The sequence below is a fragment of the Solirubrobacter deserti genome (assembly GCF_027587175.1).
GTDB classification, from domain to species: domain Bacteria; phylum Actinomycetota; class Thermoleophilia; order Solirubrobacterales; family Solirubrobacteraceae; genus Solirubrobacter; species Solirubrobacter deserti.
Genome location: NZ_JAPCID010000112.1, coordinates 1 through 2,048, shown reverse-complemented (window position 1 = coordinate 2,048; position 2,048 = coordinate 1). Strand labels below are relative to the sequence as shown.

The window sequence follows — 2,048 nt, the reverse complement described above, 5'->3', positions numbered from 1 at the left end:
CGACGAGGCCGCGGCGGGCGGCGAGGCCGCGGCGGCGGACGGCGAGGCCGCGGCGGCGGGCGGCGAGGCGGCCGCGTTCAAGTCCTTTGAAGCCGCCGGCTGGTCGGCGCGCGCGGGCACGTACGACGCGCTCACGGCGCGCGCGACCGCGTTCGCCCATCCCGCGCTGCTCGCGCACGTCAAGGCCGGCGACCGGGTGGTGGACGTCGGGTGCGGGCCGGGGACGCTCGCGGCCGCGGCGGCGGCCAAGGGCGCGGACGTCACCGGCGTCGATCTCGCGCCCGGCATGATCGCCGAGGCGCGCCGGCGCCACCCGGACCTGAGCTTCGTCGAGGCCGACGCCGAGCGGCTGCCGTTCGAGGACGGGGCGTTCGACGTCGCGCTCGGCGCGTTCCTGGTCAACCACACTCCCGACGCGCGCGCCGCGGTCGCGGAGCTCAAGCGGGTGGCGCGCACCGTCGCGCTCGCCGCGTGGGGGCCCGCGGAGGAGGTCGCGTTCCTCGACCTCCCCTCGCGGGCCGTGAGCGGCCTCGGCGGCGTGCCCGACGGGCCGGACTCCGAGCTCTACGCGCACCCGGACCGGCTCGCGGCGCTGCTCGGTGGCGACGCGACGGTCACAACGGTGCGCGACACGCTCCACGTCGACTCGCTCGACGCGCTGTGGGACGGCGCCCGTGGCGGCACGGTCCGCACGGCCGCCCGGATCGAGCACGCGACGGACGAGCACCGCGCGCGGCTCGAAGCTCTCGCCGAGCCCTACCGGACCGCCGCCGGCTACGCGCTGCCGCTCACCATCCTCGTCGCGTGGGTAGTGCAGGAGCCATGAGCGAGGCGGCACTGACGGTGGCGGTGACCGGTCCGACCGGGACGTTCGGCTTCGGGCTGCTGCCCCTGCTGGAGACGGAAGCGCGCGTGCGCCACGTGGTCGGCATCGCCCGCCGGCCGTTCGACCCGGCCGCGCGCGGCTGGACGAAGCTCGAGTACCGGCGCGGCGACGTCCGCGACCGCGCGGCGCTCGAGGACGCGTTCGCCGGCGCCGACGTGGTCGTCCACCTCGCGTTCATGATCACCGGCACCGCGCCGCGCGCGACGATCCGCGCGATCAACGTCGAGGGGACGCTGAACGCCTTCCGCGCGGCGGCCGCGGCCGGCGCCCGGCGGTTCGTGTATGCCTCCTCGGTGGCGGCCTACGGCTTCCACCCCGAGAACCCGCAGCCGCTGACGGAGGCCTGGCCCGTGCGCCCGGCGTCGCACCTCTTCTACGCTCAGGAGAAGGCCGAGATCGAGCGCGAGCTCACGATGGAGGCGAGCCGGCGCCCGGAGCTCGGCCTGTACCTGCTGCGCCCGCCGATCGTCCTCGGCCCGCACGCGATCGGCGCCAAGGACCTGCTCCCCGGGCCGCTCGCGCCGCTCGCCCGCGGTGTCGGCGCGCTGCTGCGCCGGTCGCCCGTGCCGCTGCCGGTGGCCGTCCCCGAGCTTCCGGTGCAGTTCGTCGACGAGGACGACGTCGGGCAGGCGCTGCTGCTGAGCGTGCTGGGCGCGGGCCCGCCGGGCGCCTACAACCTCGCGGGCGAAGGCGTCCTGACCGCCCACGACGTCGCGCGCGAGCTCGGGCTGGCGCCGCTGCCGGCACCGCGGCGCGTGGTCCAGGCCGGCGCGCGGGCGGTGGCCGGCCTGCCGTTCGCGCCGCCGTTCGCCGAGTGGGCCGAGGCGATCAGCCGCCCGGCGATCATGGACGCCGGCAAGGCCCGTCGCGAGCTCGGATGGAACCCGCGCTACAGCGGGCTGGAAGCGCTGCGCCGCACGCTCTAGCGCCGCGCCGCTACTGCGTGTTGTCCTCGACGAGCTGCTTGAAGGAGTCGATGGCCTCGGGCACGGTGCCGCGGACCTCTTCGTTGAGCTGCGGCTGGCGGTCGCCGCCGCCGAGCTGCGTGTAGGCGAACGCGCCGCCCGCGACCAGCAGGAGCACGAGCACCAGCGCGAGCCACTTGCCGGCCCCGCCGCCTTCCTTGCGCGGCGGCGGCCCCGCGGGCGCGCGGCGGGCGGGC

The 2,048-nt window shown here is 77.2% G+C and carries 2 protein-coding genes and 1 pseudogene; 2 read left to right on the top strand and 1 reads right to left on the bottom strand.

Going from position 1 to position 2,048, the window contains the following annotated elements:
• Together OJ962_RS34140 and OJ962_RS34135 are read left to right on the top strand one after the other, a co-directional pair.
• The coding region (locus tag OJ962_RS34140) for a class I SAM-dependent methyltransferase (RefSeq protein ID WP_270006954.1) at positions 1 to 826 on the top strand (826 nt) is incomplete at its 5' end.
• The gene (locus OJ962_RS34135; protein WP_202957603.1) at positions 823 to 1,812 is read left to right on the top strand and encodes an NAD-dependent epimerase/dehydratase family protein; all 990 of its coding nucleotides are present in this window, start codon (positions 823 to 825) and stop codon (positions 1,810 to 1,812) included. The genes OJ962_RS34140 and OJ962_RS34135, both read left to right, overlap by 4 nt.
• A gap of 10 nt (positions 1,813 to 1,822) precedes the next feature.
• Here OJ962_RS34135 and OJ962_RS34130 read toward each other — a convergent pair.
• A pseudogene (locus OJ962_RS34130) lies at positions 1,823 to 2,048 on the bottom strand (hypothetical protein); the annotation flags it as partial.